25 protein-coding genes and 1 tRNA gene are annotated in these 26,207 nt (G+C 69.2%); 14 read left to right on the forward strand and 12 right to left on the reverse strand.

Annotated features, from left to right (window positions below; genetic code table 11):
* From V8246_RS00560 to V8246_RS00570, 3 genes are read right to left on the reverse strand one after another with little or no spacing between them, the layout of a single operon-like run.
* Positions 1-1,074: an efflux RND transporter periplasmic adaptor subunit gene (locus V8246_RS00560; RefSeq protein ID WP_336187472.1), complete on the reverse strand. Its 1,074-nt coding sequence runs from the start codon at positions 1,072-1,074 to the stop codon at positions 1-3.
* Between the two features lie 14 nt (positions 1,075-1,088).
* Complete coding sequence (locus V8246_RS00565) at positions 1,089-1,292, reverse strand: DUF2892 domain-containing protein (RefSeq protein ID WP_162108916.1); 204 nt, start codon at positions 1,290-1,292, stop codon at positions 1,089-1,091.
* Between the two features lie 32 nt (positions 1,293-1,324).
* Positions 1,325-2,596 carry an FAD-dependent oxidoreductase gene (locus V8246_RS00570; protein WP_336187473.1) on the reverse strand — a complete coding sequence of 424 codons (1,272 nt, stop codon included), beginning with the start codon at positions 2,594-2,596 and terminating at the stop codon, positions 1,325-1,327.
* A 108-nt stretch (positions 2,597-2,704) separates the two neighbouring features.
* Between V8246_RS00570 and V8246_RS00575 the strand changes: the two genes are divergently transcribed.
* The 5 genes from V8246_RS00575 (at position 2,705) to V8246_RS00595 (ending at position 5,123) form a co-directional block, all read left to right on the forward strand.
* The gene (locus V8246_RS00575) at positions 2,705-3,094 is read left to right on the forward strand and encodes a rhodanese-like domain-containing protein (protein WP_271250109.1); all 390 of its coding nucleotides are present in this window, start codon (positions 2,705-2,707) and stop codon (positions 3,092-3,094) included.
* Positions 3,091-3,453, forward strand: a complete 363-nt coding sequence (locus tag V8246_RS00580; RefSeq protein ID WP_336187474.1) for a metalloregulator ArsR/SmtB family transcription factor — start codon at positions 3,091-3,093, stop codon at positions 3,451-3,453. Before V8246_RS00575 ends, V8246_RS00580 begins: the two co-directional genes overlap by 4 nt.
* Before the next feature lie 8 nt (positions 3,454-3,461).
* On the forward strand, positions 3,462-3,818 hold the full coding sequence (locus tag V8246_RS00585; protein WP_336187475.1) for a rhodanese-like domain-containing protein: 357 nt from the start codon (positions 3,462-3,464) through the stop codon (positions 3,816-3,818).
* 22 nt (positions 3,819-3,840) lie between these two features.
* Complete coding sequence (locus tag V8246_RS00590) at positions 3,841-4,197, forward strand: carboxymuconolactone decarboxylase family protein (RefSeq protein WP_187572258.1); 357 nt, start codon at positions 3,841-3,843, stop codon at positions 4,195-4,197.
* A gap of 65 nt (positions 4,198-4,262) precedes the next feature.
* Entirely contained in the window at positions 4,263-5,123 is an 861-nt protein-coding gene (locus tag V8246_RS00595; protein ID WP_336187476.1) for an MBL fold metallo-hydrolase, read from the forward strand.
* A 6-nt stretch (positions 5,124-5,129) separates the two neighbouring features.
* Here the strand turns inward: V8246_RS00595 and V8246_RS00600 are convergent, their stop codons facing one another.
* The 6 genes from V8246_RS00600 to V8246_RS00625 all read right to left on the reverse strand — a co-directional run bounded on the left by V8246_RS00600 (position 5,130) and on the right by V8246_RS00625 (position 12,750).
* Positions 5,130-5,858, reverse strand: a complete 729-nt coding sequence (locus tag V8246_RS00600) for a murein L,D-transpeptidase catalytic domain family protein (protein ID WP_336187477.1) — start codon at positions 5,856-5,858, stop codon at positions 5,130-5,132.
* Between the two features lie 58 nt (positions 5,859-5,916).
* The gene (locus V8246_RS00605; RefSeq protein WP_336187478.1) at positions 5,917-6,942 is read right to left on the reverse strand and encodes a L,D-transpeptidase; all 1,026 of its coding nucleotides are present in this window, start codon (positions 6,940-6,942) and stop codon (positions 5,917-5,919) included.
* Between the two features lie 64 nt (positions 6,943-7,006).
* Positions 7,007-8,296 carry a threonine synthase gene (gene thrC / locus V8246_RS00610; RefSeq protein ID WP_336187479.1) on the reverse strand — a complete coding sequence of 430 codons (1,290 nt, stop codon included), beginning with the start codon at positions 8,294-8,296 and terminating at the stop codon, positions 7,007-7,009.
* A gap of 48 nt (positions 8,297-8,344) precedes the next feature.
* Positions 8,345-9,274: a homoserine kinase gene (locus V8246_RS00615; protein ID WP_336187480.1), complete on the reverse strand. Its 930-nt coding sequence runs from the start codon at positions 9,272-9,274 to the stop codon at positions 8,345-8,347.
* 31 nt (positions 9,275-9,305) lie between these two features.
* On the reverse strand, positions 9,306-11,798 hold the full coding sequence (gene thrA / locus V8246_RS00620) for a bifunctional aspartate kinase/homoserine dehydrogenase I (RefSeq protein WP_336187481.1): 2,493 nt from the start codon (positions 11,796-11,798) through the stop codon (positions 9,306-9,308).
* Positions 11,799-12,129: 331 nt separating this feature from the next.
* On the reverse strand, positions 12,130-12,750 hold the full coding sequence (locus tag V8246_RS00625; RefSeq protein ID WP_336187482.1) for a hypothetical protein: 621 nt from the start codon (positions 12,748-12,750) through the stop codon (positions 12,130-12,132).
* Positions 12,751-12,956: 206 nt separating this feature from the next.
* Here V8246_RS00625 and V8246_RS00630 point away from each other — a divergent pair.
* The 6 genes from V8246_RS00630 (at position 12,957) to V8246_RS00655 (ending at position 18,236) form a co-directional block, all read left to right on the forward strand.
* Positions 12,957-13,033, forward strand: a tRNA-Arg gene (locus V8246_RS00630).
* A 215-nt stretch (positions 13,034-13,248) separates the two neighbouring features.
* On the forward strand, positions 13,249-14,781 hold the full coding sequence (locus tag V8246_RS00635) for an aldehyde dehydrogenase family protein (protein WP_336187483.1): 1,533 nt from the start codon (positions 13,249-13,251) through the stop codon (positions 14,779-14,781).
* Positions 14,782-14,927: 146 nt separating this feature from the next.
* Positions 14,928-15,206 (forward strand): DUF4190 domain-containing protein, encoded by a 279-nt coding sequence (locus V8246_RS00640; protein WP_336187484.1) that lies wholly within the window; start codon positions 14,928-14,930, stop codon positions 15,204-15,206.
* A gap of 14 nt (positions 15,207-15,220) precedes the next feature.
* Positions 15,221-16,276 carry a quinone-dependent dihydroorotate dehydrogenase gene (locus tag V8246_RS00645; RefSeq protein WP_336187485.1) on the forward strand — a complete coding sequence of 352 codons (1,056 nt, stop codon included), beginning with the start codon at positions 15,221-15,223 and terminating at the stop codon, positions 16,274-16,276.
* A complete protein-coding gene (murB, locus tag V8246_RS00650) occupies positions 16,273-17,313 on the forward strand; it encodes a UDP-N-acetylmuramate dehydrogenase (protein WP_336187486.1) in 1,041 nt (346 codons plus the stop codon). Before V8246_RS00645 ends, murB begins: the two co-directional genes overlap by 4 nt.
* Positions 17,314-17,327: 14 nt before the next feature.
* On the forward strand, positions 17,328-18,236 hold the full coding sequence (locus V8246_RS00655; protein WP_162108900.1) for a DMT family transporter: 909 nt from the start codon (positions 17,328-17,330) through the stop codon (positions 18,234-18,236).
* A gap of 12 nt (positions 18,237-18,248) precedes the next feature.
* Here V8246_RS00655 and V8246_RS00660 read toward each other — a convergent pair whose 3' ends face one another.
* Positions 18,249-20,969 (reverse strand): serine/threonine-protein kinase, encoded by a 2,721-nt coding sequence (locus tag V8246_RS00660; RefSeq protein ID WP_336187487.1) that lies wholly within the window; start codon positions 20,967-20,969, stop codon positions 18,249-18,251.
* A 95-nt stretch (positions 20,970-21,064) separates the two neighbouring features.
* Between V8246_RS00660 and V8246_RS00665 the strand changes: the two genes are divergently transcribed.
* Positions 21,065-21,961, forward strand: coding sequence for a GGDEF domain-containing protein (locus tag V8246_RS00665; protein ID WP_253460593.1), 897 nt, complete (start codon positions 21,065-21,067; stop codon positions 21,959-21,961).
* A gap of 15 nt (positions 21,962-21,976) precedes the next feature.
* Here V8246_RS00665 and V8246_RS00670 read toward each other — a convergent pair whose 3' ends face one another.
* Complete coding sequence (locus tag V8246_RS00670) at positions 21,977-22,918, reverse strand: DedA family protein/thiosulfate sulfurtransferase GlpE (protein WP_336188299.1); 942 nt, start codon at positions 22,916-22,918, stop codon at positions 21,977-21,979.
* Between the two features lie 372 nt (positions 22,919-23,290).
* Between V8246_RS00670 and V8246_RS00675 the strand changes: the two genes are divergently transcribed.
* On the forward strand, positions 23,291-24,706 hold the full coding sequence (locus V8246_RS00675; RefSeq protein WP_284448075.1) for a pectin acetylesterase-family hydrolase: 1,416 nt from the start codon (positions 23,291-23,293) through the stop codon (positions 24,704-24,706).
* Between the two features lie 49 nt (positions 24,707-24,755).
* Complete coding sequence (locus V8246_RS00680) at positions 24,756-25,367, forward strand: hypothetical protein (RefSeq protein WP_336187488.1); 612 nt, start codon at positions 24,756-24,758, stop codon at positions 25,365-25,367.
* 168 nt (positions 25,368-25,535) lie between these two features.
* On the opposite strand, the gene V8246_RS00685 is transcribed toward V8246_RS00680, so the two are convergent.
* Positions 25,536-26,207: a phosphatase PAP2 family protein gene (locus tag V8246_RS00685; RefSeq protein WP_336188300.1), complete on the reverse strand. Its 672-nt coding sequence runs from the start codon at positions 26,205-26,207 to the stop codon at positions 25,536-25,538.

Here is a 26,207-nt window from a genome sequence, read left to right on the forward strand (position 1 = left end):
TCAGCCGTCCTTGCGCGCCGCCACCAGCGCCTGCTGCGCGGCGACCGGATCGGTGGCGATCCTCTCGCCGGGCTTCAATCCCGAGATCACGTCCACCTGATCGCCGGCCGCATCACCCACCCTGACCTGACGCAACGACAGCCGCCCGTCGCTGAGCACATACAGCGCCGTCACCTCGCCGCGGCGCAGCAGCGCGCTGGCGGGAACGCGCGGGAATGCCGCGCCCTTCACGGCCGGGAACACCACTTTCGCGGTCAGCCCGGGTTGCGGCGGCACATCGAGCGCCGGCAGCTGCACGCGGATCCGCACTGCGTGGGTGGACGCATCCGCGGCAGGAAAGACGATGACGTCGGCGGCATCGATCCGGCGCCCGTCGTCGAAGGTGACCACGGCCGCGGGGTTGGCCCGGACCGCCTCCGCTTCCGACTGCGGCACCGATACTTCGATGCGCAAGGCGCCCGGTGCGAACACGGTCATCAGGGTCTGGCCGATGCCGACGCTCTCGCCCGGTTCGACATCGCGGGTGGCGACGATGCCCGCGTAGGGCGCGCGCACCGTGGTGTAGTCGGTCTGCTGGCCGGCGTTCGCCAGCTGGGCGCGGGCGGCGTCGCGTGCGGCGGCCGCCGAATCGCGCGCCATCCGGGCCTGGTCGAGCTGGGCCCGTGAGACGAACTGGTCCTTCGCCAGGTTGGCGAAGCGCCGGTAGTTGGCTTCCGCCTCGGTCGCGGATGCTTCGGCCGCGCGCAACTGGGCGCGGGCGGCGTCGACACCGGACTGCTGTTCGACCGCACTGAGCCGCACCAGTACGTCGCCTGCCGCCACGCGGTCGTTGGCATCCCGCGCCACGGCGACCACGCGCCCGTTCGTCTGCGCCGACAGCGTGGCCTGTTGCACGGCTTCCACCACACCCTCCCAGGCACGGCCGCCCACCGCATCGGCAGTCTTCACCTGGAACGTCTGCAGTCCCTCGATGCGCGCGGCAGGCGCGGCGGGTTCTTCATGCCCGCACGCGGCCAGGGCGGCCACCAGCAACAGCGGCAACAACGGGCGCGATGACATCACGATGCGGCTCACGGCAGGCATCGCGCTCACTTGAATGCGCAGCCGGCGCGTACGCCCAGCTTGCGGAAGACGATGGCGGCGGGACAGAAGCCGGTCACGCTGGCCTGCAGCATGTTCACGCCGATGAAGACGGTGAACCAGAGCCACAGCGGCGAAACGAAGTGGGCCAGCGCCAGGCTGGCGAGGGTCATCACGCCGGCGAAGCCGAGGACGGCACGGTCGAGGTTCATGAGGGGTTCTCCAGAAATGGAATGGGGGGAAATCAGCGGGTGCGCATGATGCCGAGCAGCTTGAGCACGTATTTCTCGTAGATCGGTTCGGTGTTGCCGGACTTCATCTTCATCAGGAAGTACTTCTCGAACGCGATCTTGGCCACATGTACCCATTTGCCGACCTTGGCCCAGGTGACGTTGCGCGGCGGGATCTGCGGCAGGGCCACGAACGCCGCGCCGGTGTCGCCCATGTCCGCCAGGCAGATGGCGTTCCACGTCGCTTCGGCGGTGACCGGTCTGCCGGCCAGCTCGGCCTGGATGTTGTGCGCCACGGCGGTGACCATGGACTCGATCATGAAACCGGTCTTGGGCGCGCCCGTCGGCACCGGCGTGGCCTCCACGGGCGAGATCGCCACGCACACGCCGAGCGAGAAGATGTTGGGATAGGCCGGGTTGCGCTGGTGCTTGTCGATCAGGATGAAACCCCGCGGATTGCACAGCCCCTCGCCCTGGCGCACGGCCGGCACGCCGGTGAAGGCCGGCAGCACCATCGAATATCGGAACGGCAGGGTGTGCATCTTCCTCGGCTGACCGGCATCGTCCATTTCGGACACGTCCATCTCGCCCTCGCGCACCGCGGTGATCTTCGCGTTGGTGATCCACTGGATGTGGCGCTGGCGGAACTCCGATTCCATCATGCCCCTGGAATCGCCGACGCCCCCCAGCCCCATGTGTCCGACGTACGGTTCCGGGCTGACGTAGGTGATCGGCACCCTGTCGCGCAGCCTGCGCTTGCGCAGGTCGCTGTCCAGGATCATCGCGAACTCGTACGCCGGCCCGAAGCAGCTGGCCATCGGCGCCGCACCCACGACCACCGGCCCCGGGTTCTCGAGGAAGGCCTGGTAGGCCTGCCACGCGGTGGTCGCGTGCGGCGTGGTGCAGATCGAGTGGGTGAAGCCGCCTTCCGGCCCCAGGCCCGGCACTTCATCGAACGCCAGTCGCGGACCCGTCGCGATCACCAGATAGTCGTAGTCGAGGGTGCGCCCGTCGCGCAGCCGCACACGGCTGTGGTCGGGCTCGACCCGCTCGGCACCAACGCCCTCGAAGGCGATGTTCTTCTTCGCCAGGTAGCGGGCGACCGGCATCTCGACATCGGACGGCTTGCGCCAGCCCACGGCGACCCAGGGGTTGGAGGGCGTGAACGAGAAGCGGTCGCCCTCCCCGATCACGGTGATCTCGGGCCCTTGTCCCAAGGTGCCGCGCAGTTCGTAGGCGGCGCTCATGCCCCCGATGCCTGCACCCAGTACGACGATGCGTGCCATGTCTTCCCCTCCAGGTTCGATGGCCGCCGCCGGCAGGAGTGCCGGTCGGCTTGCAATACAAATTAGCATCTACTAATATTAGAGTCAACTAATATATTGGAGGCATCCATGGCACGCACCGTCCAGGATCTGGTGGCCGAGGCACGCGGCCGTATCGAAGAGATCGCGCCCGACCAGCTGGCGGCGCAGGACGACTGCGTCCTGATCGATGTGCGCGAACCCTCGGAATACGCGCAGGGCCACCTGCCGGGCGCGATCAACCTGCCGCGCGGCGTGCTGGAATTCCAGATCCACGCGCACCCGGCGATGGCCTGCACCACCAGCGAAGCGCTGGCCGTCGCCGACCGTGAGCTGGTGCTGTACTGCCTCACCGGCGGACGCTCGGCGCTGGCGGCCGACAGCCTGCAGGCGCTCGGCTTCACCCGTGTGCGCTCGCTTGCGGGCGGGCTCACCGCATGGCGCAATGCCGGCCATCCCCTCACCCCGGAACCCGCATGACCCGCAGCCTCTCCACGTCCACGTTCGACATCGCCGCCATGCAGGCGCATGCAGGCGATGCGGCGCAACTGCTCAAGGCCCTCGCCAACGAGAAGCGGCTGCAGATCCTGTGCCTGCTGACCGCGGGCGAGCGCTCGGTGGGCGACATCAACGCCCTGCTCGACCTGAGCCAGTCCGCGCTGTCGCAGCACCTGGCCGTGCTGCGCGAAGAAGGCCTGGTGCAGACGCGCCGCGAGGCCCAGAACGTGTTCTACGCACTGATGCCGGGGCCGGCGGCGCAGGTCATGCATACGCTGCACGGCATCTACTGCGCACCGGCCGCGGCGCCCGCGCCCCGGCAGCGCACGCGAAAGTCATGATGCTGGGTATGCTCAAGTCCCTGTTCGGCCGCCGCGGGGCGCAGGCTTCTCCGCAGGAAGCGGTCGCGTGCCTCAACCGGGGAGCCGCCCTGGTCGACGTGCGCGAACAGGGCGAGTTCGCACGCGGTCATGTGCAGGGCGCCCTCAACATTCCGTTGGGCGAACTGCGCGCCGGCGGCACCGCGCTGCTGGATGCCCACCTCCCCGCCGGTACGCGCGAGGTCGTGCTGGTCTGCCAGAGCGGCATGCGCTCGCGCGTGGCCCAGGCCATCCTGTCAGGCGACCCCGCGCGCACCTATCTCAACCTGGCCGGTGGCATGGCGGCGTGGCAGAGCCACGGCCTGCCCATCGTGCGACACCACTAATCCGAGACCACAAGGTATTCCCATGTCCAGTGCAGACCGTTATCAGGAACTGACCACCCGCATCAACCGGCACCTCGGCCCCTTCCGCACGGCGGCGCCGGAGGTGATGCAGGGATTCGGCGCCATGGCGCGCGGTGCAATGGCCGCCGGCGCGCTCGACGAGAAGACCAAGGAACTGATCGCGATGGCGATCGGCGTGGCGGCGCGCTGCGATGGCTGCCTCGGTTTCCATGCCAAGGCGCTGGTGCGCCTGGGTGCCACGCCGGAGGAGTTCCAGGAGATGCTGGGCGTCGCCGTCTACATGGGCGGTGGCCCATCGCTGATGTATGCGGCGCATGCACTGGAAGCATTCGAGGAGTTCTCCGCGAAAGCGTCCTGAGAGCGCTTGGCCGCGTGCGTGCGGGCTGCCATGATGGGCCGCCGCAACCCGCCAGGAGCCCTGCCATGACACAACCCCGGGTGCATGCGCAGTTCGACGAAGCCACCCACACGGTCAGCTACGTGGTCTGGGATCCGGCCACGCGAAGTGCCGCGATCATCGATCCGGTGCTGGACTACGACCACCGCACCGGCCGCGTGTCGCACCGCTCGGCGGATGACCTGCTCGGCTTCGTCGCTGACCAAGGCCTGTCCGTCGACTGGGTGCTGGAGACGCACGCACATGCCGACCATCTCAGCGCAGCGCCGTACCTGAAGGAAAAAACCGGTGCCCCGATCGGCATCGGCGCGCGCATCACCGAGGTACAGCGCACGTTCGCGCCCGTGTTCGGGCTGGACGATGTCAGCGGCGACGGCCGCGAATTCGACCGTCTTTTCCGCGACGGGGAGACCATCGCAATCGGCGGGCTGCAGGTCGAGGTGATGCACACGCCCGGCCATACGCCGGCCTGCGTGTCGTACCGCATCGGCGAGGCGGTGTTCGTCGGCGACACGTTGTTCATGCCCGACTATGGCACCGCACGCGCGGACTTCCCGGGCGGCGATGCACGCACGCTGTACCGTTCCATCCACAGGCTGCTCGCACTGCCGGACGCCACGCGCCTGTACCTGTGCCACGACTATAAGGCACCGGGACGCGACCACTTCGCATGGGAAACCACGGTGGGCGAAGAGAAGACGCGCAACATCCATGTGGGCGGCGGCGTGGACGAAGCCAGCTTCGTGGCCATGCGCGAGGCGCGCGATGCCACCCTGGCCGCACCCGTCCTGCTGCTGCCGTCGTTGCAGGTGAACATCCGCGCCGGCCGGCTGCCCGACCCGGATCGGGACGGACGCCGCTTTCTCAGGATCCCGCTGAAGCCCTGATCCGCGTCAGCGGCCCGCAGCCGACGATGCGGCGCGAGCGGCCACGCCGCTTCCGCAATCGGCGCTCAACAGGCGCGACTGCTTCAGCCAGGCGGGGTCGGGGTAATACGCGAACACGAAGGAACCGCCGCGGATGCTGTCGATCAGCGGCCGCGCCACGGCGGTACTGACGGCCGGGCACCCCAGGCTGCGGCCCAGCCGGCCCTGCGAACGCACCAGCGCGTCGCTGACGTAGGGAGCGCCGTGGATGACGATGGCGCGCTCGCGCGCCTTGTCGTTGAAGCCGGGCTCCAGTCCCTGCAGGCGCAGCGAGTACCCGTTGGAACCACGGTAGGCCTCCTGGGTGACGAAGGCGCCCAGGCTGGACATATAGCTGCCGGTGGCATTGGAGAAGCGGGTGGCCAGGTTCTCGCCGGTATTGCGGCCATGCGCGACGCGCTCCTCGAACAGCAGGCGGGCTTTTTCCAGGTCGAACACCCACAGCCGCGGCTGGGTGGACGGTCGGCTGTAGTCGATCACACTGAGCCGGCGCATCGGCACGTCGGCGTCGCCGCGCCGCAGGGTGCAGGCCATCGCGTGCGTGGCCATGGCCAGCACCTCGCGGTCAACGCCCGGCGCCGCCCGGTGGAGAGCCTCGGCCAGACGACCGGGGCCGACACGCGGGGGCGCGTCGGCCGCCAGCGCCACGGCGGTCGGGGTGCAGCTCAACAGCAGGACGGACAGGCAACGCTTCATGATCAGGCTCGGGAACGGGGGGACAGGATGCGCCGTGCCCGGGTTCCCTCCACACCGCTCAGCGTAAAGCCGAGGTGGGGCCCGCTTCATCCGATTCCAAGACCGGCACCGTCGGCTGTTCGGCCGGCGTTGCGCGCACGCCCGGCAGGTCCGACAGCAGCACGGTGGTGCCGGGAGTCAGGATGCCGTATAGCCGGCGGGCGAAGTCCTGCGGGATCCAGAGCGCATCGCCCAGCGAGCGCAGGGACGGCATGGGCGTGTCCGCCTCGCCCAGCACGCGGTGGGCGACCCAGCGGTGCTCCTTCTGCTGCGGATCCAGCAGGCTGGGGATGTCTTCCATCTCCGTCGTCATCACCAGCAGCACGGTGCCGTTGAGGGCGAAATCCTGAATTTTCTGCAAGGGCGCCGAACCGATCAGCACGCCGTTGCGCAACACCGACACGCGCTGGTCGTACAGGCTGACGAGGATGCTGACCGGGCCCTCCGGCGAGGCGGCTTCGTTCCAGTACACCTCGTAGGCCGACAGCGCCGGGTACGCGGCCTGCCCGCCGGCGATGACCGGCGCCAGCACCGCAGGATGCACGACGCTGGCCGGCGACGCCTTCGCATTGGCCACCACCACCGAATCGCCGAAGCGGGTGATGCCGAACAGCTTCTCCGCGAACGCCTGCGGCAGGCGCACGCAGCCATGCGATGCCGGGTATCCCGGCAGGTGGCCGCCATGCAGGGCGATGCCGTCCCAGGTGAGCCGCTGCATGTACGGCATGGGGGCATCGTTGTAGAGGTTGGACCGGTGATCCTTGTTCTTCTGCAGGATGGTGAACACGCCGGTGGGGGTTTCCTTGCCCGCCTTGCCGGAGCTGATCGTCGACACGCCGATGGCGATGCCGTTGCGGTACACATAGGCGCGCTGTTCGTCCAGGCTGACCACCAGCACTACCGGACCTTCCGGCGCGATCTGCGGGTACCACAGGAATTCGCCGGGCTTCAGCGTACGGACGTCGGGCGGCGAGACCGCGGACTGCGCCTGCGCGGCAGACGGGGCGATCCCCCACAGCAGCGTGGCCAGCAAGAGGGCGGGCAAGAAATGGCGCGTCATCCGATGAGCTTAGCGCAGGAGCTCCTGCCTTGTGCCAGATGGATCCCGACTACGGCAGCACGCGCTCGCGCAAGGCGTCGTAGTCGGCAGGAATCGGATCGGCATGCGCAGGACGCGACAGCAGGTCGGCCAGTGCGGGCGGCACCTCGACCGCGCGCCCGATCAGCGGCTCCACCACGCTTTCGAACTTGGCCGGGTGCGCCGTGGCCGCCACGGCCCAGTCGCCCTCCCCGCCCTGTGCACGCAGGTCTTCCAGCACCTTCACCGCCGTGGCGGTATGCGGGCAGTGCACTTCGCCATGGTCGCGGTAGCGGCGCGCGATCACCTCGCGGATGGTCGCGTCGTCGACCTCACTGGCGGTGAAGGCTGCGCGCAACGCGACGTCATCGCCGGCGTACAGCCAGCGCAGGCGCTCGAAGTTGCTGGGCGCCCCGACGTCCATCGCATTGGCCAGCGTCGCCACGCTCGCCGCCGGCGCGTAGGCGCCGCCGGCGAAGAAGGCGGGCAGCACCCGGTTGGCGTTGGTGGCCAAGGCGATGCGTCCCAGCGGCACCTCCAGCGTGCGGGCAAGGATCGCGGCCAGCGCATTGCCCAGGTTGCCCGTGGGCACGACGAGATTCAGCGTTCGGCCGGTGGCTGCCCGGTGGCTCAACGCCGCATGCGCGTAGTAGCTCATCTGCGGCAGCAGGCGGCCCAGGCTGATGCTGTTGGCGGAACTGAGCGGGGCCTGCGCCTGCAGCTCGGCGTCGTTCAACGCGCGCTTCACCAACGCCTGACAGTCGTCGAACGAACCCGCCACGCGCAGCGCCACGATGTTGTCCCCGAAGCAGCCCAGCTGGTGCGCCTGGCGCGGCGACACGCGCCCATCCGGATACAGCACGATAACCCGCAGGCCCGGCTGACGGTGGAATGCCGCAGCGACGGCCGCGCCGGTATCGCCGGACGTCGCCACCAGGATCGTCAGCGGCGCGGTCTCGTTGCGGCGTACACGCGCCATGCTCGCGGCCAGGAAGCGCGCACCGAAATCCTTGAATGCCGCCGTGGGCCCGTGGAACAGCTCCAGCACGTGGTCGTCCGGCGTACCCAGCGGGCGCAGCGGCGCCGGGAAATCGAACGCCTCCCGGCAGATCGCCGCCAGTTCGCCTGCCAGCGCATCACCGGCGAAGAATGGCGCCAGCAGCGTGGCGGCAGTGGAAGCGATGTCGTCCCCGGCCGCGAGCTCGCGCGGCGCAGGCAGCACGTCCGGTACGTACAGTCCGCCATCGGGAGCCAGTCCGGCGGCGATGGCCTGGCTGAGCGTGGCGGCGGGCGCGGTGTTGCGGGTCGAGATGAAGTTCATGGTCTGTCGTGGCAAGGCGGCGTATGCGGCGGCCGTGGGGGAAGGGATTCAGGTCGCGGACAGCAGTTCGGCGCCCGTCGCGTTGATCGGCGATACCCAGGCCTGGCTGTCGAAACCGGCGGCCGCGAAAGCCGCCTGCACGGCAGGCGCCGCCGCTTCGGCCTCGCCACGCGATTCGAACCAGGCGAACACGCTGGGGCCGGCGCCGGAAATGCTCGCCCCCATCGCATTGGCGTCCAGTGCCGCCTGTTTCGCCGCGCCGAAGCCGGCGATCAACGGCGCGCGCCGCGGTTCCACCAGCACATCGCGCAGGCCTTCGCGCACCAGTCCGGCGTCGCCGGCATGGCAGCCCGCAAGCACCAGCGCAAGGTTCGCGCTCTGCGCCACGAACTCCTTCAGTTCGTAGGCGCCCTGCAACGCGGCGCGCGCGCGGCGCGTCTCCAGGATCGCCTCCGGATGCACCAGCACGCTGTGCCAATGGTCCGGGACGGGCACACGCACCAGCCGGTCCGCCGTGGACAGCACCAGGCCGCCCAGCAGCATCGGCCCCAGGTTGTCGCCATGCTTGCCACCGCTGGCAACGGCCTCGCCGACCAGGGCGTGCGGATACAGCTGCTCGCGCGTCACCGGCGCATCGAGCAGCGCATTGGCCGCGACCAGGGCCGCCACGCACGATGCGGCGGAACCGCCCATGCCGGAGCCGAGGGGAATGCCCTTCTCGATCTCCACCTCGAAGCCGAACGGCAGCGCCAGCGCTTCGCGCAGCGAGATCAGCGCCGCACCGGCGGTATTGCCCGGCGCATCCAGCGGCAGGTCGACGGTGGCGCCGTGGATGCCGGTGATGCGCACATCCGTCGCCTCGATGCGACGCACCGTCACGGTGTCGCCGACGCCTTCGATCACATGGCCCAGGATGTCGAATCCCACGCCCACGTTGCCCACCGATGCCGGCGAAAACGCACTTGCCTGCTGCCTCATGCCCACTCCATGTCGTTCGTTCCCGGATGCGTCACAGCTTCGCGCCCTGCCCCGCGGCCACGCGCAGCACGTCGGCGAACACGCCGGCCGCGGTGACTTCCGGGCCCGCGCCCGGGCCCTGCACGATCAGCGGATTGTCGCAGTATCGGCGCGTGGTGAACTGCACGATGTTGTCGGTCAGGCGCAGGTTGGCGAATGCGTGCGCCGCGGGCAGTTCCACCAGCCCCACGCTGGCATGGCCTTCGGCATCCAGCCGGGCGACGTAACGCAGCACGTTGCCGGCGGCACGCGCCTTCGCCAACCGGTCGGCGAAACCGGCATCCACCTCGTGCAGCCGGGCCATGAAATCGTCCACGCTCGCCTGGCGGAGGGATTCGGGCACCAGGCTCTCCACGTCCACGTCCTCCAGCGCCAGTTCGCGTCCGGCTTCGCGGGCCAGGATCACCAGCTTGCGCGCCACGTCGGTGCCGGACAGGTCGTCGCGCGGATCCGGTTCGGTATAGCCCAGGCCACGCGCCTCGGTGACCAGCCGCGAGAACGGCGCGCTGCCGTCGAACTTGTTGAACAGCCATGCCAGCGTGCCGGAGAAGATGCCCTCCACCGACACCACCGCATCGCCCGTATCCAGCAGATCGCGCAGCGTGGAGATCACCGGCAGGCCAGCGCCGACGGTGGCTTCGTAGCGGAAACGCGCGCCGCTGCCGGACGCGGCATCGCGGATGGCGTGGTAGCGCGCCAGCGGACCGGCACCGGCCTGCTTGTTGGGCGTGACCACGTGGATGCCGGCGGCCAGCCATCCCGCATAACGGTCGGCCACCAGCGGACTGGCGCTGCAGTCGACGATCACCGCGTGCGGCATGTGCGCCGACAGCAGGTGCTCGGTGAAGCGGTCCAGGTCCGCGGCCTGCGTGCTGGCGTCGAAACGCGCGCGCCAGTCGTCGCCCAGGCTGCGCTCTTCCAGCACCATGCGCGTGCTGGAGGCGATGGCGCGCAGGCGCAGGTCCAGGTTGGCCTTGGCCAGCAGTTGCGGCTGCGCGGCGCGCAGTTGCTCGATCAGCGCCGCGCCGACGTTGCCCGGCCCGATCACGCCGATGGCGAAGGTCTGCGGCGACAGCCAGAAGCCGGCGTGCGCCGCGCGCAGCGCCTTGGTGGCGTCGGCGCTGTCGATGGCCACGGAGATGTTGCGCTCGGACGAGCCCTGCGCGATCGCCAGGATGTTCACCTGCGCGCGCCCCAGCGCGCCGAACAGGCGCGCCGACACGCCCGGGGTGCCGGCCATGCCGTCGCCGACGGCGGCCAGCACGCTGACGCCGTCGCGGCGCTGTACGCGCTGGATCTGGCGGGTATCCAGCTCGTGCGCGAAGGCATCCAGCAGCGCCGCCTGTCCCTTGGCGGCCTCGCTGGCCCTGACCACGCAGCAGATCGAATGCTCGGAGGAGCCCTGCGAGATCATCACCACCGAGACATGCGCGTTGCGCAGCGCGGCGAACACGCGCTCCGCCGTGCCGGGCACACCGATCAGGCCGGTGCCTTCCAGGTTGAGCAGGGCCAGGTCGGCGCTGAGCGTCAGACCCTTCACCGGGCCCACCGCGTCGCGCTCGGCGGTGATGCGGGTACCCGGATGTTCCGGATGGAAGGTGTTGCGGATGATGATGGGCAGTCCCCGCTCCATGGCCGGCGACATGGTCTGCGGATGCACGACCTTGGCGCCGAAATACGCCAGTTCGCAGGCCTCGTCGTAGCTCAGGGCACCCAGCTGTACCGCCTCGGGAACCACGCGCGGGTCGGCGGACAGCACGCCATCGACGTCGGTCCAGATGTGCAGTTCGGCCGCGTCGTACAACGCCGCGAAGATCGCGCCGGAATAGTCGCTGCCGTTGCGGCCCAGGGTGGTGAAGCGCCCCTCGCGGTCACGCGCGACGAAGCCGGTGGCCACCACGCGTCGTTGCGGGTGCGCGTCCCGCCACGCCGCGAGCCGCCGCGCGCTGTCCTCCCAGTCCACCACCACGCCCAGTTCACCGTGATCGACGCGCAGCACCTCGCGTGCATCCAGCACGGCGCAGTCCTCGCCCTGCAGCGTCAGGTATTCGCCCAGCAACCGCGCGGAACACACCTCGCCCAAGCCCTGGACGCGTTGCAGCACCAGCTCCGGCAGGCCGCCGATGACGATCAGCGCGTTGAGGATCTCCTCGAGCTTCTGGAAGCGCTCGTCCACCCACTCGATCACCGGCCCGGCCGCTTCGCCCAGCAACGCCACCGCCGCGCCGCGATGACGGGCGCGCAGCGCATGCCAGCTTTCGTGCCATTCCGGCCGGTTGGCGGCGGCCAGCTCGCACAGTTCGATCAGCGCATCGGTGACGCCCTTCATGGCCGACACCACGGTGACCTGCACCTCCTCGTCGCGCGCCAGCAGCAGCTTGGCCACGTGGCGATAGCGTTCGGCATCGGCGACGGAGGTGCCGCCGAACTTGTGGACGACGGTGCGGGGTTTGGGCTGTTCGACTTCGGCGCTGCGGGACGACATGGGTCAGGAACCTCGGTAAGGAGGCCCGGCACGCATCAGGAATCGGGGTGGCCCTGCATCCTGATCCGGGTGCGGGGCCGTGGGTTGCGGATTACGCGAACACGACCGGCCGCACCTGACGAGTCAGGGTGGTAATGGTCGTAATCGGGGTCGTGCGTCCGCCGTGCGCACGCGGGCTCGCCGGCATCGGGGCCGTCGTCGTATCCGCAGTGGCGTGGGCGTGGGAGCGCATGCACGAAGAAGACCACGGCACCCCCGGGGTCTGTCAAGCGCTGCGACGCAACAAAGCCAATGATTTCAGATGGATGCAACTGAAACCAATCAGTTCCCCCTACGGCGTCACTGTCATCCATTCGTAGTAAGCGTGCTGCAGCTGAACCGAATAGGCTCCGTTCTGCACCGCATGCATCTCCACATGCGTTGCCCACTCCTCTGGGCATTTCGCGTGTGTGTCATAGCGAGGACTACCTTTCGAGCAAGTACCCAAGGCGATGGGCCCCAGGAGGACGCGGTCCTGCTCCCGGATGGTGACGACGGCATAGTCCTCTGCCGCTCCCAGTTCGCCTTGCGGATTTGCATTGTAGTAGGCACCCCGTATCACGACGGTCAGCGCTCCGCACTCCGACGTCAACGCTTTCGTGCCTATGCGGAGGACCTCACCGCGGGAGTCTGCCTTGCCATAGACGACAAGCGAGCCCAGATCGATGACACGTGCCTCGTAACCACGCCGGAGACGCTGCGGTTGATCCGCAAGGATCACGCTGGACCGCTCGGGTGCGCAATGAAAAGCGATGTCTGAACCGTCAGCCTCCCCCTCCACGACCGGCGCGTCCGCGGGCGTTGCGAAACTGACCCGAGCGAGAACGCAGGCAAGCAGGCCAAGGCACCCTCTCGGCATGCGCAGAGCCAGACGGTGCGGATACATGACTGAGCGAGGATTCCGAAACTCCATGGGGGCCTCCTGGAGTGGGCAGTGAGGGCAGTTTGACGTGGGACGACGCGGCCGGGTATCGGACTATTCCGACAACGACGTTGTCCCACACCACCACGCAGACTTCCGTCGAACGAACCGCGGGCGTGCTGAGGATCACCCAGCGCTCCGGGATCGCGCACGCTTTGGGCCATTTGCCGGACTGCGCTATTCTTAGCATCAACGATGGCCCCGTAGCTCAGCTGGATAGAGCGGTCCCCTCCTAAGGGACAGGTCGCACGTTCGAATCGTGTCGGGGCCGCCATTCCCTGCCCTGCAGGCGCCGCTGCGCATCGGCAGATCGCCGATAGCGCCACCTCCGGCTCGGCAATCCGAACAGACGCCGACAGCGAATCAACGGCAACGTAAGCGGTTGAAATGCACGGGATTTCCCGGCGTTCGCGCCCGCCCGCTCTGGTAGAATCATGCCCCCGCGATGCGGCCCGGCCGCATCCCCGCATTCGATCCCTGGAGCACTTCATGCCCGCAGACCTTCTCAAGGCCCTTGGCCTTGCCAGCACCAATTCCGGCACCTACCTCGGCAGCGGCGAGTGGGCCACGACCACCGACGCCGGCCTGTTGCAGTCGATCAACCCCACCACCAACGAGGTGATCGCCGAGGTCCATGCCAGCAGCCAGGCCGACTACGAGAAGGTCGTCGCGCGCGCGCAGGCCGCGTTCAAGATCTGGCGCACCACGCCGGCGCCGCGCCGCGGCGAAGCCATCCGCCTGTGCGGCGAGGCGTTGCGCAGGCACAAGGACGCGCTGGGTTCGCTGGTCGCGCTGGAAATGGGCAAGAGCAAGCCCGAGGGCGATGGCGAAGTGCAGGAGATGATCGACATCGCCGATTTCGCCGTGGGCCAGAGCCGCATGCTGTACGGCTACACCATGCATTCCGAGCGTCCCGGCCACCGCATGTACGAGCAGTACCATCCGCTGGGCCTGGTCGGCATCATCAGCGCGTTCAACTTCCCGGTCGCGGTGTGGGCGTGGAACTCGTTCCTGGCCGCGATCTGCGGCGACGTCTGCATCTGGAAGCCGTCCAACAAGACCCCGCTCACCGCGATAGCCAGCATGAAGATCTGCAACGAGGCGCTGAAGGAAGGCGGCTTCCCGGACATCTTCTTCCTGATCAACGACGCCGGCGTCGAGCTGGCGCAGCAGTTCGTCGACGACAAGCGCATCCCGCTGATCAGCTTCACCGGTTCCACCCAGGTGGGGCGCACCGTGGGCGAGCGCGTCGCCCGCCGCATGGGCCGCAGCCTGCTGGAGCTGGGCGGCAACAACGCGATCATTCTGGACGAAACCGCCGACCTGAAGCTGGCCATCCCCGGCATCGTGTTCGGCGCCGTCGGTACGGCCGGCCAGCGCTGCACCACCACGCGCCGCCTGATCGTGCACGAATCGATCTACGACACCGTGCTGTCCACGCTGATCAAGGCGTACAAGCAGGTGGAGGGCAAGATCGGCGACCCGCTGGACCCGGCCAACCTGATGGGCCCGCTCAACAGCCAGGGCGCGGTGCAGCAGTTCCTGGACTCGATCGCCAAGGCCAAGGCCAGCGGCGGCACCGTCGAAACCGGCGGCACCGCGATCGACCGTCCGGGCAACTTCGTCCTGCCGGCCATCGTCACCGGCCTGAAGAACTCCGATGAAGTGGTGCAGCACGAGACCTTCGCCCCGATCCTGTACGTGATGAAGTACAAGACCCTGGACGAGGCCATCGAGATGCAGAACGCCGTGCCGCAGGGCCTGTCCTCGTCGATCTTCACCCAGAACCTGAAGGCGGCCGAACAGTTCCTGTCGGCGGCCGGCAGCGACTGCGGCATCGCCAACGTCAACATCGGCACCAGCGGCGCCGAGATCGGCGGCGCCTTCGGCGGCGAGAAGGAAACCGGCGGCGGCCGCGAGTCCGGCTCGGACGCGTGGAAGGTCTACATGCGCCGGCAGACCAACACGATCAACTACTCCGACTCGCTGCCGCTGGCGCAGGGCATCAAGTTCGACCTCTGACCCGCAAGACGGCCGGCATGCCCGCATGCCGGCTGCCCTGAACGGGCCAGCATCTGGGATAATCGCGCCTCCCTCATCGGGCGGCGCTTTTTTTTGCCTGTCCGATCCAGTGCCATCGCCTCCCTGACCCCTGCACGGAGCTCCTGATGAACCCAGCACGCACCACCAGCAGCCTCGCCATCGCCAGCCTCGTGTCCGGCATCCTCGGCTGGACCCTCCTGCCGGTCCTGGGCACGCTGGTGGCGATCGTCACCGGCCACATGGCGCGCGCGGAGATCCGCCGCAGCGGCGGTGCGCTGGAAGGCGACGGACTGGCCATCGGCGGCCTGATCCTGGGCTGGCTGTCGGCGCTGCTGTGGATCATCGGCATCGCGGTGCTCTTCCTGTTCCTGGGCGGCCTGGCCTGGCTGGCGACGCTGAACTGATCCCGCCCGCCGCCATGTATCCCCTCGCCCGCCCCTTTCTCTTCGGCCTGGATGCCGAAACCGCCCACGGCCTGGGCCTGAAGGCCCTCGACCTGGCCTACCGCACCGGCACCACACCGCTGGTGGCCCGCCCCATCGCGCCGATGCCCACCAAGGTGATGGGGCTGACCTTCCCCAATCCGGTCGGCCTGGCCGCCGGCATGGACAAGAACGGTGCGCACATCGATGCGCTGTTCGCGCTGGGTTTCGGCTTCGTCGAGATCGGCACGGTCACGCCCAGACCGCAGCCGGGCAATCCGAAGCCGCGCATGTTCCGCCTGCCGCAGCATCAGGCCGTCATCAACCGGCTGGGCTTCAACAACGAAGGCGTCGATGCGCTGGTGCGCAACGTGGAAGCCGCTCGCCGCGACCGTGGCCTGCTGGGCATCAACATCGGCAAGAACAAGGACACCGCCAACGAACGCGCCGCGTCCGACTACCTGTACTGCCTGGAACGCGTCTATCCGCTGGCGGACTACGTGACCGTCAACATCTCCTCGCCCAACACCGCCGGCCTGCGCGAACTACAGGAAGAACAGGCATTGCGCCAGCTGATCGGCACGCTGCGCGATGCGCAGGAGGACTTGGCGGCGCAGCACGGCAAGCGCGTGCCGATGCTGGTGAAGATCGCGCCCGACCTGTCCGACAGCGACATCGACGCGGTCGCGCGCGTGCTGGGCGACATGCAGGTGGATGGCGTCATCGCCACCAACACCACCGTGTCGCGCCTGAGCGTGCAGGACCATCCGCTGGCGCGGGAAACCGGCGGCCTGTCCGGCGCGCCGTTGATGGGCCAGGCCACGCTGGTCCTGCGCCGCCTGCGCACGCGCCTGCCCGACAGCATTCCGTTGATCGGCGTGGGCGGCATCCTGTCCGGCGCCGATGCGGTGGCGAAGATGTCTGCCGGCGCATCGCTGGTGCAGTGTTACACCGGCCTGGTGTACCGCGGCCCGGAGCTGATCCGCGAATGCGTGGAAGCCATCCGACGCCGTCGCGAAGCGCCGAGCCGCGGGCCGGTGGCGCCGGAATGACGCCAGGCTACCGCCTCACCGCCAACGCCCCGCTGCGCGACCGCAATACCTTCGGCGTGCAGGCGCTGGCGCCCTGGCTGGTCGAAGTGGACGACGCTTCGGCGCTGGCCGAAGTGATGGCGCTGCCGCAGGTCGCCGAATCCGAAAGCCTGGTGATCGGCGGCGGCAGCAACCTGCTGTTCGCCGGCGATGCACCGGGCGCGGTGATCGCCATGGCCACGCATGGCCTGCGCGTGCTGTCCGACGACGGCGGACAGGCGCGCGTGCGCGCCGATGCCGGCGTCGCCTGGCACCCGCTGGTGATGTGGACGCTGGAGCAGGGCCTGTGCGGGCTGGAGAACCTGGCCCTCATCCCCGGTACCGCCGGCGCGTCGCCCATCCAGAACATCGGCGCTTACGGCACCGAGGTGGGCGAGTTCATCGCCGTGGTCGAAGCGCTGGACCGCCATGCGGGCGCGATGGTGCGGCTGGACCGCGACGCCTGCGCATTCGCTTACCGCGACAGCGTGTTCAAGCACCAGGCCGACCGCTACCTGGTGACGGCGGTGGAGTTCGTGCTGCCGCGCACGCCGCACCTGCGCCTGGATTACGCCGGCATCGGCGAGGAACTCGACGCGATGGGAATCTCCGCGCCGACCGCGCGCGAGGTGGCCGAGGCGGTGATCCGGATCCGCCGACGCAAGCTGCCGGATCCGGCCGTGGTGGGCAATGCCGGCAGCTTCTTCAAGAATCCCATCGTCTCGCAGGCGCAGGCCGACGCGATGCTGGTCGACTATCCCACGCTGCCGGTATTCCGTGGCGACGCCCCGCACAACCGCAAGCTGTCCGCTGCATGGATGATCGAAGCCTGCGGCTGGAAGGGCCACCGCGATGGCGATGCGGGCGTCTCCGCCGCGCACGCCCTGGTGTTGGTCAACCACGGGCAGGCCACCGGCGCCGCGCTGCTGGGGCTGGCGCGGCGCATCGCCGAATCCGTGCACGCGCGCTTCGGCGTGGGGATCGAGCCGGAACCGAAGATCATCGGCGCCCGCTGGTAGCCCGACCACCGCGCATGCCCGCCATTCCCGCCCACTTCCGCGCCGCCGTGCTGATGCTGGGCAGCACGGTGCTGTTCGCCCTGATGGTGGTGGCGATCCGGCTGGCCTCGGCCACTTTGCACACGTTCGAGATCGCGTTCTTCCGCAATTTCTTCGGCCTGCTGGCCGCGGCGCCGCTCATCCTGCGGCACGGCCCGGGGTTCCTGAAGACCACCCAGTTCCCGCGCTACCTGTTCCGCTGCGTGATCGGCATCTGCTCGATGCTGGCCGGCTTCTGGGCCATCGGCCACCTGCCGCTGGCGCAAGCGGTGTCGCTGTCGTACTCCACGCCGCTGTTCGTCACCCTGGCCGCGGCCGCGATGCTCAACGAACGCGTGCGCGCGCGCCGCTGGACCGCGGTGGTGCTGGGTTTCGTGGGCGTGCTGGTGATCGTGCGGCCCGGCACCGCGGAATTCACCGCGGACGCGATGATCGCCGTGCTGGCGGCAGTGATGAGCGCACTGGTGGCGATCCAGATCAAGCAGCTCTCGCAGACCGAGCCGGCCGACCGCATCGTCATCTACACCACCCTGCTGTGGGTGCCGATGTCGCTGCTGCCGGCACTGGCCGTATGGGAATGGCCGCAGGGCATCACCTGGGTGTGGGTGGTCGCCGCCGGCGTGCTGGGCACCGGCGGCCACATGCTGTGGACGCGCGCGCTGAAGCTGGGCGAGGTCTCGGCCCTGACGCCGATCAGCTTCATGCAGTTGCCGGTGGTGGCGCTGTTCGGCTGGCTGCTGTTCGACGAAACGCTGGACGCATGGACGCTGGCCGGCGCCGGCATCATCTTTGGCGCCAACGCCTACATCGCGCACCGCGAGGCGGTGCTGTCGCGCCGCGCCGCGTCCGAGGCGCCCAGCGCGGCGGCCAAACCCGGCGAGTGACGGGGCCGGCGCTCAGCCCTGTTTGCCAGGCCGCCTGCCTTCTCGGTAACGTTTGACGAACTCGGCGTCCGCATCGGCCAGCGTGGCCGGATCGGCCGCAAGCAGGGGGGCGATGTACTGCCGCTCCAGCGCGTCGGCCTGCGTGGTCAGGCCCAGTTCGCGACTGGTGTCGATCAGGTTCCACGCCGCGGTGCGCGTTTCCACGTGCGTCTCGCCCAGCACCTTGCGTCGCAGTTCGAACAGGCGGCGGTACTCGTCCAGCGCCTCGCGCGTGCGCCCGGACACGCGCAGGGCTTCGGCGCGGATCACCATGGTCATCTGCGCCTGCGGGTGCCTTTCACCCAGCACCTTCAACGCCAGTGGCTGCACATCCGACAGCAGGCGCAGCGCGGCCTCGGGCTGCCCCGCATTGAGCAGCGTGCCGGCATGGTTGATCAGGATGGACAGCGTGTCCGGATGCGATGGGCCCTGCATCCGGCTGCGCACCGTGATGACCTGTTCCTCCAGCGGCAGCGCGGCCGCGTAGTCCTCCAGGCGTGCGTACGCCGTGGCGAGGTTCAGGCGAGTCCTTACCGACTGCGGGTGATCGCGCCCGAGGACGCGCTCGCGCGCGGCCAGCGCATCCTTGAGCAGCGGCAGCGCGGCGGCGGCGGCGCCGGCGTCCACCATCATCGTCGCCAGCGTGCTGCGTGCCTGCAGCGTGACCGGATGCTCGCTGCCCAGCTTGCGCACGTAGCGCGAAGTGAGGTCGCGCTGCATGGCGATGGCGGCGTCCTTCTCGCGGTTCATGATGCGCAGCACGGCCAGGTTGCCCATGGCCGACAACGTCTCTTCGTGGTCGGGACCGAGCACCGCGGTGCGGCCGGCCACCACCTGCTCCATGTTCGCGCGTGCCTCGGGCAGTTCGCCCAGGTTGCGCTGCACGGCGGCCAGATTGTTGGTGGCCTCCAGGGTGGCCGGATCCCGCTCGCCGGCGACCTCGATCAATCGTGCACGGACTGCCTCGACGACGCCCTTCGCCCGCGGTCGGTCGCCGCGGGCCGAGATCACCTGCGCCTGTGCCAGTTCCAGCTTGACCCGCACGCGGTCGTTGGCAGGCAGGGTGAACGCGCGCGGCAGCGCTTTCTCCAGCACGGCCTCGGCCTGGTCGAGGTGCGCCCCTTCCAACAGCGCCTGCACCTGCTCGTTGCGCACGCGCAGCGTCTCCGGTGCGCCGTCGCCAAGGCGAGCGGCGCGGTGCTCGGCCACCCGGCCGAACAGCTCGGCGGCCTTGTCGTAAAGGCCGATCGCGGCGTAGACGCGCGCCACGGACTCGCGCAGGCCGACGGCCACGTCGGGCTGGTCGGCGAAATCGCGGGAGATGGCCGCTTCCGCATTGGCCAGCAGCTGGCGGTCCACCAGGTCGCGAGCGAGATCACCGGTACTGGCCTTGGCCAGGGTGGCGCCGAAGGCGGCGGCGGCGACCGGGTCGCGTTCGGCCACCTGCGCCGCCAGACCCTCGGCCAGGCCCACGCCCATCGTCTCGATGTCGATTTCCTCCAGCATCGACTGCTGGAACGCAGCCACCTTCTCCAGCTCCGCACTGCGCGTTTCGGCCAGTGCGCGTTGCGTGCGCGCCTGCTGCAGACCGTACAACGACAACGCTAGACCCCCCAGCAACGCGACCAGCGCGAAGCCCGCGGCGACGGCTGCGGCGCGGTGGCGGCGCAGGAACTTGCGCCACACGTAGGCGCGGCTCGGCGGTACCGCCGCCACGGTGCGCCCCTCGAGATAGCGCTGCAGGTCGTCGGCCAACGCCGCGACGGACCCGTAGCGGGCGTCGCGATCGTGCTGCATGGCCTTCAGCACGATCCAGTCCAGATCGCCGCGCAGGCGCTCGCGCATGCGCGGCAGCGACAGGCCGCGCTCCTGCGCCACCTGCCGCGCCTGCTCGGCCGGCAGCGCCGCCAGCCGCGACGACGGCGCGACGGCGGTCGGCGTTTCCGCCGACCAGGTCTCGCCCACGGCCTCGGGGCGCACGCCGCTCACCAGTTCGCACAGCACCACGCCCAGCGAGTACACGTCGCTGCGCGTGTCCACCTGGCGCGCGTCACCATGCGCCTGTTCGGGGCTCATGTACTCGGGCGTGCCCGCGCGCTCCAGTGCGGCGTCGCCGGCCAGCGACGCGGCCATCGCGATGCCGAAATCGATGATCTTCGGCGCGGGCCGGCCGTCGAGCGTGTCCACCAGCAGGTTGCCCGGCTTCAGGTCGCGGTGGACCACGCCCTTGTGATGCGCGTGCTGCACCCCCTCGCAGACGCGGATGAACAACGCCACGCGTTCGTCCAGCGACAGCCGTTGCTCCCGGCAGTAGCGCGTGATCGGGCTGCCCTCGATCAGCTCCATCGCGAAGAAGGGATAGCCCTCCTCCGTGGTGCCGGCATCGTAGATCTGGGCGATGGCCGGATGGCGCATCTGCGCCAGCACCTGCCGCTCCACTTCGAACCAGGCCAGGTGGCGGGCCTGCAGGCGCTGCGCGCGCATCAGCTTCAGGGCCACCTCCCGGCGCACCGGTTCCAGCTGCGTGGCGCGGTAGACCTCGCCCATGCCGCCGCGACCCAGCAGGCCCTCGATGCGGTAATGCCCCAGGCGCGCCCCGGGCGCCAGCGTGCCGTCGGCCGCGGTCGGCGCATCCTGCAGTCGCGTGGCCAGGCTCTCGGTGGGTGCGAGTTCGTCGTAAGGCTGCGATGTCATTCCACGGTCCCCGGTGCGCCCCGGCATGGTATCGGAAGCGTGAGTTGACCGACCGATCCGGTACACTCGGGCCCGCACCTGCCAGCCGCACGCGCATGTCCCGGGACCCCCACGATCCACCCACCACGCAACGGACCATCCTGAGCGACGGCCCGCGGCCGGCCTCGCCGCGCTCGGCCTGCGTGGTGGTGATCCACGGCGAAGGCCTGGGCCGGCGTGCGGACATCGACACCGCCCGGGTGCGCGTGGGCCGCTCGCAGGAAGCCGACCTGCACATCCCGCACAACAGCGTCTCGCGCCTGCACTGCGAGCTCTGGCGCGACGGCGACACCTACTGGGTGCGCGACCTCGGCGCCACCAACACCACCCGGCTGAACGATACGCCGGTGGCGCAGTCGGCGCTGGTCGACGGCGACCACATCACCCTGGGCGAGAGCATCCTGAAGTTCATCAGCCACAGCAGCGTGGAGGCGCGTTACCACGAGGAGATCTACCAGCTCGCCACCCACGATGCGCTGACCGAGATGTACAACCGCCGCCATTTCATCGAAACGGTGGAGAAGGAGATCGCCCGCGCCATGCGCCACCAGCGCGCGCTGACCATGTGCATCATCGACGTGGATCTGTTCAAGCCGATCAACGACCGCTACGGCCATATCTCCGGCGACCAGGTGCTGAAGCAGATCGCCGGACTGGTGCGCCGGCATGTACGCAACGACGACGCGGCCGCCCGCATCGGCGGCGAGGAATTCGCCGTGCTGCTGCCCGAATGCGGGCCGGAAGCCGCCTACGGCTTCGCCGAGCGCCTGCGGGAGGCGGTAGAGACGGTGGTGTTCCGGCCCGGCGGCCAGCCGCAGCGCATCACGGTGAGCATCGGCATCGCCGCACTGACCCCCGAGCGCGACACGGTCAGCCGGATGATGGCCGCGGCGGACGCGGCCCTATACCGGGCCAAAAGCGAAGGCCGCAACCGGGTGTGCATCGAGCACTGACCGCGGCGGACGCGCTCAGCCGCCGATCCGTTCCACCCCGTAGCCGGCGTCCCGCCACGCATCGATGCCGCCCCGCAGCGGCAGCACGTCGCGGAAGCCGGCCTCGCGCAGCCTCGCCGCCATCCACGCTGCGGATACTTCATCCGGGCAGGCGCAGTAGATGACGACCTTCCCATCGCGCGGATACGTGGCCAGGATCCCGTCCAGCTGGCGCTCGTCGGCGAACACCGCGCCCGGGATGACGTACGGGTCCACGTCGCGGAAACCCGGCGCGCGGATGTCGAACACCACCGGCGGCTGGCCCGCCCGGACCAGGGCTTCGAGTTCCGGCGGATCGATCCGCGCCCCCTCCAGCGACCTCAGCAGCGTGCGCCGACGCCACCAGCGCCAGCCCACGTAGGCCGCCAGCAGCACGCCGATGACCACGCCGGCGCCAGTGCCCAGCTGCGACAACGCATCGATGACCGTTTCCACCTGGCGGGCGAACACCACGCCCAGTCCCAGCCCCAGCGCCGCCCACAGGGCAGCACCCAGGCCGTCGTAACGCAGGAACAGCGGCAGCCTCGCCTGCATGGCGCCGGCCAGCGGCACGGACACCATCGACAGGCCGGGGATGAACTTCGCCACCGACAGGACGCGGACGCCGAAACGGCCGTAGAAGCGTTCCGTGCGCTTCATGCAGGTGTCGCGCGACAGCGAAAGCCGGCACAGTGACTGCAGCGTACGGTTGCCGTAGCGGCGACCGGCGTAGAACCACACGCTGTCGCCGATCAGGCTGGCGGCCACCGACACCGCCAACACGCCCAGCAGCGGCAGCCACATCGCCTCCGGCTGCAGCGCCAGCCCCGCACCCACCAGGACCAAGGTGGGCATCGCCGGTACGGGCAGACCCAGCGACAACGCCAGCACATTGGCGAACACCAGCAGTGCGCCGTATCGGTCGACCAGATCCTGCATTGCCATCCCCGGGGAGTCCACGGCGCATTCGGCGGCGTGCGTGCGCATGTTCGATCCACGGCCGGCCTGCGGCAAGGCGTCCGCCCGCAACGATCCGTTGCCCGGCGCGATACCGCACGCCTGTACCACCTGCGTGCTGCGACGCGGGATCGCTCCGTTTACCTGACCGCCCGCGCGGGCGCCGAAGGGGGGCATCGCGGCCAATTCCGGGGGCCAGGGCAGCCAAAGCCGACGCCATCACGCGGACTTAATCCCGTGGCGCGACGAACGCACCACCATGCGCCGCTGTACGGTCGCCGCCCCCACGCGTGCCGCACGCCAAGGCAGTCCATCCCGTTGAACGTCCACAGACTCTCGCCGGAGGATCCGATCATGGTTGCACCCGTACGACCCGCACGCCTGCCGCTTGTCCTCTCCACCGCAGCGCTCGCGATCGCCATCGCCGCGCCACTCAAGGCCGAAGAAGGCGATTACAGCTTCTGGCAGACCCTGGTGAACCTGGTCTCGCCGCCCAAGGCCGACAACAAGGTGACCGCTGCGCAGCGCACCGGCAGCTATCCGCTGCTGTCCAATCCGTCCGGCTTCAGCGACGGCTTCCAGCCCGGCCGTTACGACGCCTGGCAGACCATCCAGCTGGCGCCCTCGACCGGCGCGGTCTGCGGCGACGGCTCGCCCTTCAAGTTCTTCGTCAACCGCGTGGCCGATACGCGCAATACCATCGTCTACATGGAAGGCGGTGGCGCCTGCTGGGACTACGCCAGCTGCACCGGCCAGACCGGCGTACGCGGCGCACGCAATCCCAACGGCATTCCCGACGACTACATGAGCCTGCTGAACCCGGGCGCGAGCCTGGTCAGTCCCTTCGTCACCCGCGTCAGTCCGTTCGATGCGGTGAAGACGCAGGGTTGGAACATGGTCTACATCCCCTACTGCACGGGCGACATCTACAGCGGCGACCGCGTGGCGGTCTACGACGACCCGAGCGGGCAGAACGCGCCGCTGGTGTGGCACCACAACGGCGTGCGCAACGTGCGCGCGGTGGTGAGCTGGCTGAAGGACAACCTGCCACGCCCCACCCAGATGCTGTCCACCGGCTGCAGCGCCGGTGGTGCCGGCAGCCTGACCAGCTACCACCCGCTGCGCCGCGACCTGGCGCCCACGCGCAGCTTCCTGATCGACGATTCGGGCCCGATCTTCCCCACGCCCAAGAACGGCAACCCGGTCGACTATCCCTCGCAACCGCTGATGGCCCTGATCCGCAGCGCTTGGGGGCTGGACCAGCCGAACGGCCCGCTGCCCTATCTCGCCAGCGGCCTGCCGCAGTTCGACCTCGACGAACTCGGCAGCCTGTATCCCGCGCTGTCCAGCAAGTACGCGAACGACCGCCTGGGCCATACGCACTTCTGGAAGGACCTCAACTATTCCTCGTACTCGTACGAGCGCTTCTATCCCGACATCGCCAACGCGCCCGACCAGGCGACCAAGGAAGCCCGCATCCATGCGCGCTGGGACATGGACACCGCACGCCTGCGCGACCGCCTGAATGGCCTGGACAACGTCGGCGGCTATTTCCCGCAGTACCGCGCGCTCAACGAAAGCCACTGCACCACCATCGTCGACTTCAAGAACGCCGACGTGCAGGCGCAGAACCTGGAACTGAAGCACTTCATCGACAGCGTGCTGGATGGCCGGGGCAAGGTGCTGGATGCCAGCGAGCAGGACGACAAGGCCGACAAGGCCAAACCGTTCAACCTGCTGTACTGGCTGGTGGACCAGTTGCTGGGGTGAAGCAGGAAGGCCGGGGCCGTCCGACGACGGTCCCGGTGGAGGGTCGCGCATGAAGAAGCTGCTGACGTGGGTGGTACCTTGTTTGGTGCTGCTGGCCGCCGTAGCGTGGTGGACAGGCGACGGCACGACGCCGACCGCCGTACAGCCCATCTCCGCAGGCGATGAAGTCGAAACGGCCCCAGCCGGGCTGGAGACGCTGCAAGCCACGCCACAGGCGAAGGAGCACCTCGAGCGCCAGCGCTTCGAAGCCGATGCGAAAGACTTCTTCGCCCGTTCCACGTCGTTGCGCGCGGTGGAACGCAGCGAACGCGCCGATGCGCTGACGCGCCAGATCGACAAGTACGAAGCAGCGGGCGGCCTGTCCGCGGGCGAAGCCGTGCTGTTGCGCACCGCGCTGGTCAAGGCCACCGTGGACGATCCCGCGCGACAGGCGGAGGAAGTCGCGGCCATCGCCGACCGCTATCGCGCCCACGCCGACCGGCGCATGGCCGCCTTCCTCGAACAGCAGCGCAACGACCCGCGCTTCCAGACCTACAAGGCGCGCGAAGCGCAGGTGGTCGCCGAGGTGATGGCCGCCACCACGATTCCCGCCGGCCTCACCCGCGACCAGTACCTGCGCCAGCGCCTGCAGGAAGAACGCGAGCGGGCGTATGCGCCGTAGAACCCGCTCGTTGTAGGAGCGACGTGAGTCGCGACCGCACGCTCTCCGCCGCCCCCCCCCTCGCTCACGCAACATGGCGACGCGGACAGGACGCTATCAGCTACGCATCCGCGATATTCAATTCGTGCGGTCGCGACTTACGTCGCTCCCACAGAAGAGCAGAACGCCTCACCGCACCTGCCACGGCCGCTCGCGGATGCGGTACAGCACCAGGTAGACGCCGGACACCCACGCGATGCCCGCCGCCCAGCCGCCGAGGATGTCGGACGGATAGTGCACGCCCAGGTAGATGCGCGAGGCCCCGACGGTCAGCGCGAACAGCGCGGCAAGCACGGCGGCTGGCCAGCGGAAGCGCGTGTGCCAGCACAGCAGCACCACCACCATCGCCAGCGTCGCCGAGCCCATCGCGTGGCCGCTGGGGAAACTGAAGGTGTGCTCGGGCGCGATGGACTCCCACAGCGCCGGCCTGTCGCGCTGGAAGAACTGCTTGGTCGCCATGTTCAACAGCGCGGACCCACCCAGCGAGACGCCGGCGAAGGTCGCTTCGCGCCAGCGACGCGCGACCAGCAGGCCCAGCGTCAGCACGATGTCGGCCGGGACCACGCCCCACTGGTAGCCGAGCGCCGACACCACCACGAAGAACCGGTCCAGGGTCGGGCTGGACAGCGCATGCGCCTGCCAGAGCAGCGCATCGTCGAAGTAGAAGTCTTCCAGCTCGTGGATTTCGTCAGCCAGTTCGACGAACAGCCACAGCGGCGCCAGCAGGCAGAGGAACAGCAGGACCAGGCGCCCGCCATGTTCGCGGAACAGGCCGGCGATGAAACGCCGGCCGTTCGCCAG

Origin of the sequence: Pseudoxanthomonas sp. F11 (genome assembly GCF_037046485.1) — a bacterium.
Classification (GTDB): Bacteria; Pseudomonadota; Gammaproteobacteria; order Xanthomonadales; family Xanthomonadaceae; genus Pseudoxanthomonas_A.